The following is a 1004-nucleotide window of genomic DNA, read 5'->3' as shown; positions in this document are numbered from 1 at the left end:
TTGTTAAGTGTAAAGTCGCCGTATTTGTCGTCTCCAAGTATGGGGTTTCCGTTCATGGCAAGATGGCGGCGGATTTGATGCATTCTTCCTGTACCAAGCTCCAGTTCCAGCGCGGAGTATTCAAGAGGTTCTTCCGTAAAAACGGCGGTTTTTAAAACTTTATATCGGGTTTCTGAGCTTTTTAAATTGCCGTGAATCAGCAGTTTATCGGTAATTACGCCTTTTTCGTTTTTTGGTCGCCCGGCGCAAACGGCAATATACTGTTTTGTGATTTTTGAACTGTTAAGCAGGCGTGAAAAAAGAGCGGCATTTTCGCGCCCTTTAGCCGCCAGCAGTACCCCCGAAGTATCCTTATCAAGCCTGTGAACAAGCAGGGGCGTAGGCGTGCGAAGCTCGGCAAGAATCGTGTCTAGCGAGGTTTTTACCCCTTTTCCGCCCTGAACGGCAAGTCCGGCGGGCTTGTTTACAACGATAATATAGTCATCTTCATACAGAATTTCTATGTTTTTCACTCCGATAATATTAACATGAAACGTTTTTTTATTTTACTGTTTTTCATACCTGTTTTAAGTTTTGCGGAATCCATGTATTCGCCTACATGGGGCTTTTTTATCGACCTTCCCGAAGGTTATGAATATGTAGACGGGGACGCAAGAGACCGTTTTTCGTTCAGGGGACCAAGCGGGGCGGTATTTGACATTGCCGTTTATTACGGACGTTACGCCGGAATACGGGAAATGGTTAGCGATGTAAACAAGAGAATAGGAAATAAGGGAGATGTCGATTTTTTCCAGTACAATAACAGGCAGGCGGCAATAATAAAGTTGACTTTTGAAAAAAACGACGGCTTGGCTTTTGCTGTGGAACTTGATAAAAATAACGGACAACAGCCGATACTTTTGGCTCTTGCATACGGTCCTTCTACCGAAAAAGCGCTTGAAATGTTTCATATATCGGCGTTGGATTCAATCTGCCCATCTCAGGCGGAACGCCGTTATCCCGGT

The 1004-nt window shown here is 44.6% G+C and carries 1 protein-coding gene and 1 pseudogene; one reads left to right on the top strand and one right to left on the bottom strand.

Annotated features, from left to right (window positions below; all coding sequences use genetic code 11):
• A partial coding sequence (locus tag ACYVTD_RS13900; protein WP_461248319.1) for an RluA family pseudouridine synthase occupies window positions 1-512 on the bottom strand: 512 nt, incomplete at its 3' end.
• 15 nt (window positions 513-527) lie between these two features.
• On the opposite strand from ACYVTD_RS13900, the pseudogene ACYVTD_RS13895 reads away from it, so the two are divergent.
• A pseudogene (locus ACYVTD_RS13895) lies at window positions 528-1004 on the top strand (hypothetical protein); the annotation flags it as partial.

The sequence above is a fragment of the Treponema sp. R6D11 genome (assembly GCF_054786075.1).
The sequence above is the reverse complement of the archived record's forward strand: the minus strand, read 5'-3'. Positions and strand labels throughout refer to the sequence as shown.